4 protein-coding genes are annotated in these 6341 nt (G+C 64.5%); 2 read left to right on the forward strand and 2 right to left on the reverse strand.

Translation table 11 applies throughout. The annotated features are described in order from the left end of the window. The coding region (locus tag WBQ44_RS00750; RefSeq protein WP_495564827.1) for a UPF0182 family protein at positions 1 to 2823 on the reverse strand (2823 nt) is incomplete at its 3' end. Positions 2824 to 2997: 174 nt separating this feature from the next. Here WBQ44_RS00750 and WBQ44_RS00755 point away from each other — a divergent pair. Continuing rightward, entirely contained in the window at positions 2998 to 3639 is a 642-nt protein-coding gene (locus WBQ44_RS00755; RefSeq protein WP_495564828.1) for a PPA1309 family protein, read from the forward strand. Positions 3640 to 3649: 10 nt separating this feature from the next. Here WBQ44_RS00755 and WBQ44_RS00760 read toward each other — a convergent pair whose 3' ends face one another. After that, on the reverse strand, positions 3650 to 4672 hold the full coding sequence (locus tag WBQ44_RS00760; RefSeq protein ID WP_495564829.1) for a YlbL family protein: 1023 nt from the start codon (positions 4670 to 4672) through the stop codon (positions 3650 to 3652). A 161-nt stretch (positions 4673 to 4833) separates the two neighbouring features. Between WBQ44_RS00760 and WBQ44_RS00765 the strand changes: the two genes are divergently transcribed. Next, positions 4834 to 6216, forward strand: a complete 1383-nt coding sequence (locus WBQ44_RS00765) for a zinc-dependent metalloprotease (protein ID WP_495564830.1) — start codon at positions 4834 to 4836, stop codon at positions 6214 to 6216. Positions 6217 to 6341: the final 125 nt, after the last annotated feature.

Here is a 6341-nt window from a genome sequence, read left to right on the forward strand (position 1 = left end):
TGCAGGGGCGGGACTCGCGTTGGGTGTTCCCGCGGGTGCCGCAGCCTCGGGGGTACCTGCCTCCGAAGTCGGCTGCGGATCCGCGGCATCCCCTCCGGGCGCGGTAGCAGCCGTGCCGGTGCCGGAGCCGAAGACTTGATCGAGCGCCTCCGACAACCTCGCCGCATAGCCGACGCGCACTCCGCCGTCCGATCCTGGCTCGCGGTAGCTGACCAGGACTCGAGTGAGCTGCGGGAACGTCGACGTCGACGCCGTATTGCGCTCGGTGTACAGCGGTTCCACGTACAGGATTCCGCCGTCTGCGATGGGCAGCGTCAACAAGTTGCCGTACTGAATGTTGTTCGACTGCTGCAGCAGAGTGCGGTCCGACGCAACTCGGGAATCGGACGTCATCGAGTTCTGCGCCTGCTGCGGACCTTGAGTTTGAGTGTCGGTCGGCAACTGCAGCACGGTGAACTTGCCGTAGTTGTCGGGGTCCGATCGAACCGAGATGTACGCCGACAACAGTTCTCGGTTGAACCCGACCATGGCACTCGTCAGCCGGAACGAAGGCTCGCCGGTTTCCGGATCACCGATCAGCACGTAATACGGCGGCTGGTTCAGATCGGTGCCACCGTCGATGGTCGGATCGCTCGGTACAGACCAGAACGCATTGTTGGTGAAGAATTCGTTGGGGTCGTCGACGTGGTACTTGGCCAGCATTTCGCGCTGAACCTTGAACAGGTCTTCCGGGTACCGGAAGTGCGAACGCAACTCGTCCGACACAGCCGACTCCGGCTGGACCGAATCCGGGAACACACCCATCCACGCCTTGAGAACGGGATCGGTGTCGTCGACCTGGTACAGCGTGACCGAACCGTCGTATGCGTCGACGGTCGCCTTCACCGAGTTACGGATGTACGACACTTCGTCGCGAGGAAGCGGACGGCCGGTGGTGGGCTCGACGCTGTCCACAGTGAGTCCGTCCAGCGATGCACGCTGGGCGTACGGATAGTTCTCGAGCGTGGTGTAGCCGTCGACGATCCACACGATCTTGCCGTCGACGACCGCCGGGTAGGAGTCCGTGTCGGTAGTCAGCCAGGGAGCGACCTTCTGCACGCGCTCGCGCGGGTCCCGATTGAAGAGGATTTTCGAATCGTCGCCGATTGCACCCGAGAAGAGGATGTTGCGCTCGGCGTACTTGGCGGCGAACGCCAAACGGTTGATCCAGTTGCCCACGGACACGCCGCCGCCACCGGTGTAGGTGTAGCGGGAAGTATCGGTGTCGTACTCGCGGTCGTCCGATCCGGCGGCGCCGACGATTGCGTAGTCGGGATCGGCCTGCGCAATGACCTCGCCGTAGTAGATGCGGGGCTGATCGACCGGAATGACCTGATCGGTGCCCTGCGACGCGATGTCGCTGACCGTGTAGATCGGGTAGCCGCTGTTGCTGCTCGCACCCTCGGCCGTCGGATCCTCGACTGCCGCGTTGACTCGGTTCGCGGGAGCCGCGACGAAGCCGTTGCCGTGGGTGTAGACGGTGTGGCGGTTGATCCAGTCGGTCTGGTTGCCGGTCAGGCTTTCGGGAGAGAGCTCACGTGCGGCGACGATGTAGTCCTGCAGCTGCCCGTCGATCTCGTAGCGATCGATGTCGAGTGACGCGGGAAAGCCGAAGAAGTTCTTCAGCTGCTGCTGCTGCGTGAACGTGCGAGAAAGAACGTTGGGATCGAGCAGGCGGGTGTTGGCGATAGTGGTGATGTCCGCCTGGCTCTCGCGCGGGTTCTTTGAGCCCTCGCCTGAATAGGCCTCGTACTCGACGACGTCATCGCCGATTCCGTACGCGTCTCTCGTGGCGTCGATGTTTCGCTCGATGTAGGCGCGTTCTTTCTCGGCCGCGTTCGGGCGCACCGAGAACTGCTCCATCAACAGCGGGAACACCGCGCCGACGAGGATGGACGAGAGCACCAGCAGTGCGGTGGCAAGGGCGGGTACCCGCAGATCACGGAGGAAGATCGCCGCGAAAAACGCTGCTGCACAGATCAATGCGATGGCCAGCAAAATCAGCTTCGCCGGAAGCACTGCGTTGATATCGGTGAAGCCGGCGCCACTGAACGTGGGTTCCTTGCGGGTACTGGACAGCAGCGAGTACCGGTCGAGCCAGTACGCGATGGCCTTGAACAGAACGAACGCACCAGCGAGTACTGCCAGCTGGATACGCGCAGCGCGGGTCAGTGCGCCTTCCCGGCCTGCGAGCCTGATGCCGCCGAAAACGTACTGCGTCACCAGGTTTGCGAAGAATGCGATCAGCGTGGAGACGAAAAGCCAGTTGAGAACGAATCGGTAGAACGGCAGATCGAAGGAGTAGAAACCGATGTCCAGGCCGAACTGCGGATCGGTGACACCGAAGTTGTCGCCGTGCAGAAACAGCTGAACGGTGATCCAGCTGGTCTGCGCGATAAGACCTGAAATGACACCGAAGACCAGCGGAATCCCGATGCCGAACAAACGCAGACGGGTCATGACGGTCGTGCGGTATCGCGCAATTGGATCGTTCGGCCCCGCAACGGGAACGAACACGGGGCGATTTCGGTAGGCCAGCAGCAACGACAGGAAGACGACGCCGCCAACGAGCAAGCCCACGATCAGGAACAGGACCAGCCGCGTCACCAATGTCGTGGTGAAGACCTGACGGAAACCGACTTCTCCGAACCACAGCCAGTTCGTGTAGGTGTCGATGAGGCGCGGACCGACGAGCAGCAACGCTGCGAGGACCAATGCCAAGACGAGTAATATTCGGCCGCGCCGCGACAGCGACGGTAAACCGGTTGGGGCCCTCATGCCCACGTGCCACACTCCAACTTCGGGCGATACCGCATGGCATCGCAGATGGTTCGACGGCGCACGATGTGCGCTGATGTCCGAATTGGGACCCACTGTACGGAACGGTCGACCGCCCCGCCGACCCCCCTCGTCTCGGGCAGTGCCGTGGTCGTCGACCATCGGTGGGAAGATGAGTCGGTGAGCGATTTCAACGACGACCTCTTCCGTGACGGAGTGGATCCGGATTCGAACGTCCAAGCCCTCGGTGATGCTTTGGCGCGTTGCGCGCGTGAGGTAGCCGATTTCGTCGACGGTGAAGGGTGGGGCCAGCCGCCTCAACTGTTCGCGCTCGTCCCGACATCGCTCCTCGCCGCAGCGGAACCCGCCCTGCTGGACGAGCTCACCGACGGTGCAGCATTGACACCGATTCAGCAGCATTCGCTCCCGGAGGATCTCACCGAAGGTCCTCGCGCGCTGGACGAGTTCCTGGCGCAGACCAGTTGGCCCGACGGCGTGGTGGGCTGTGCTCTGGTTCAGGAGATCGTCGTATTGCCCCCCGCGGCAGAATCCGCGCTCGACGATGCGCTCGTTCCCCTACTGGCAGATCGCGACGCAGCCGACGATGCCGCGCGGCACGCTGCGCATTCGCATCCGGATCGCAAGGACGGACGCCTGATCGCTGCCGTCGTCAAAGACGGGCCGTCACTGACGCTGCTGCAGATGCAGCCCGACGAGGACGCCGACCCGTTCGCGCCGACCGAACTGCTGCTCTACGACGATCTTGCCCCGGCAGTCGTGAACGCCCTGTACGCGACTTTCGATGTGGTGGAAGACGACTGACGACGGAGGATCAGCAGCTCGGGGCGTCGCCGCCGCTGCCGATCGTTTCCAGAGATTCGATCGCGCCGTCGAGGGATTCGACCTTCACGAGTCGTAACCCGTCGGGCACGTTCTGCTTGGCTTCGTCACAGTTTCGGGACGGGACCAAGAAGGTGCTCGCTCCGGCTTCTCTTGCCGCGATGAGTTTGTACGGGATTCCGCCGATCGGCCCGACGACCCCCTCGGAATCGATCGTGCCCGTGCCGGCGACGAAGTCTCCGTTGCTCAACTCGCCGGGACTGAGCTTGTCGACGACGGCAAGGCTGAACATCAGACCGGCCGATGGGCCGCCGACGTCGGCGAGGTTGAACTTGACGGTGAAGGGGACGTCCGGTTCCTCGGCCGGCGTCACTCCCAAATAACCCTGTTCGCCGTCGTCGGGTCGCGCACCGAGCACGACCGACTCGGTCCGCTCTCCGGTATCCGTCGCGACGACGATATCGATGGTCTCCCCCGGCGCCCGGGCGCTGACGGTCTCGCGTACTCCGGTGACGGTGTCGACGGGGACGCCCGCGACCGAGACCAGCCGCTCCCTCTCGTTCAGAACGCCTGCGGCAGGACCGTCGGGCGCGACCGATCCGACAATCAGGACGACCGGCAGCCCGAGATGATGCAGGGCGGCCAACTGAGCACTGTCCTCGGATTGCTCGAAGTCGGCCTGATTGCTCTGCTGCACCTCTTCTTTGGTCTTGTCCGGCGGGTACACCTCCTCCCGCGGAACGAGGCCCTGCCTACCGCTGATCCAGAATCCGACCGCTTCGAAGATGTTCAGCTGATCGCGAACGGCCACCGTGGTCATGTTGAGGTGGCCGGTTGTCGGATCGACGTCCGCGCCGTCGATCTGCACGACCGGAGCGCCGTCCGCGTCACCGAGCGTGTTGTACGTCGGCCCGGGCCCCAGGGCTGCGAACGGCACGGTGATCACCGTGCCGACTACGCCGAGTACGACGACGGGCACGAGAGCGGCTACCAGAGTGGCAATCCTACGATTCACCCGACAAACATTAGATCCGCCGACTGTGCGCACGATGTGAGCCCCCTGCGTCGTGCTCTTCGTCGGCTCTCTTCTGTCCCGGTTCGGCGCGGTCCGGTGTGTTCGCCAGCAGCGTGACGCACAGCGGTGCTCCCGGCCTCCATGCCTTGTACCGTTGACCCATGAGCAATTTTGGTTTCCAGGGCTCCGACGAGGATCCGGACAAGAAGAAGGACCAGGGCGACGGCACTCCCGGCGGGCCCGGTGGGTTCGGCTTCGGAGGCGAGGGCTTCGACCCGGCCGCGCTCGGCCAGATGCTCACCCAATTCGGCCAGATGTTGAGCGGAATGGGCGCTCCGGGCGCCGGCGGTGCCGCGGCGGGTCCGGTCAACTACGACCTGGCAAAGCAGTTGGCGCGCCAGCAGATCGGCACCATCACTCCCATCGGCGCCGGCAAGACAGAGGCAGTTGCCGACGCCGCCCACCTGGCCGAACTGTGGCTCGACGGTGCCACCACTCTCCCCGCAGGCGCGTCGAAGACCGCCGCGTGGACGCCCGGCGACTGGCTCGACAACACGATCGACACCTGGAAGCGGCTGTGTGACCCCGTCGCCGAACAGATTTCGGGAATGTGGACCGCCGGCCTTCCTGCGGAGGCACAGCAGATGGCAGGCCCGATGATGGGCATGCTGACGCAGATGGGCGGCATGGCCTTCGGTTCCCAACTCGGTCAGGCCCTGGGCCAGCTGTCGAAAGAAGTTCTGACTTCGACCGACATCGGCATCCCGCTCGGACCGAGCGGGGTAGCAGCCTTGCTGCCCGAAGCCATCGCGTCGTTCACCGAGGGCCTCGAGCAGCCCGAGCGCGAAGTGCTGGTCTTTCTCGCCGCGCGAGAGGCAGCCCACCAGCGGCTGTACAGCCACATACCGTGGCTTCGACAGCGAGTCCTCGCAACCGTCGAAGAGTACGCACGTGGCATCCGGATGGACTTCTCCGCCATCGAGGAAGCGGCTGCCGGCCTGGACCCGTCGTCGCTGACCGATCCGTCGAAGATCGAAGAGATTCTGCAGCAGGGTGCTTTCGAACCCCAGACGACTCCCGAGCAGAAGCAGGCCCTCGAACGCCTCGAAACGCTGCTCGCGCTGGTCGAGGGTTGGGTCGAAACCATTGTTGCCGAAGCCCTGGGAGACCGACTGCCCGGCGCCGTGGCATTGGGGGAAACGATTCGACGCCGACGCGCATCCGGCGGTCCTGCCGAGCAGACCTTCGCAACGCTCGTCGGCCTCGAGCTCCGTCCTCGCAAGGTCCGGGAAGCGAGCGAGCTATGGCGCAGGCTGAGCGCCGCCGCAGGCATCGACGGCCGCGACGGCGTCTGGGCCCATCCCGATCTTCTTCCGGTCTCGGCGGACCTGGACGATCCCGCCGGTTTCATCGACGGAGTAGTCGGTGGTGGCTCGTCGAGCTTCGACGACCCGATCGCGCAGCTCGAAGCGACCGAGGCGCAGGAGCGTTTGCGGCGCGAGAAGACCGGAGACGACGACGCAGACGGCAGCGATACCGCGTAGTCCGCCCTGCTTGCAACACCGCGAAAGCGGGGTGCGCCGAAAACTTTCGGCGCACCCCGCTTTCGTTGCGTCGAGGCCGGTCGGCGGCCTGCGGGCCTGTGGATAACGAGGGCGCAGTCTGCCGT

Source organism: Rhodococcus sp. (in: high G+C Gram-positive bacteria) (assembly GCF_049591685.1).
Classification (GTDB): Bacteria; Actinomycetota; Actinomycetes; order Mycobacteriales; family Mycobacteriaceae; genus Rhodococcoides.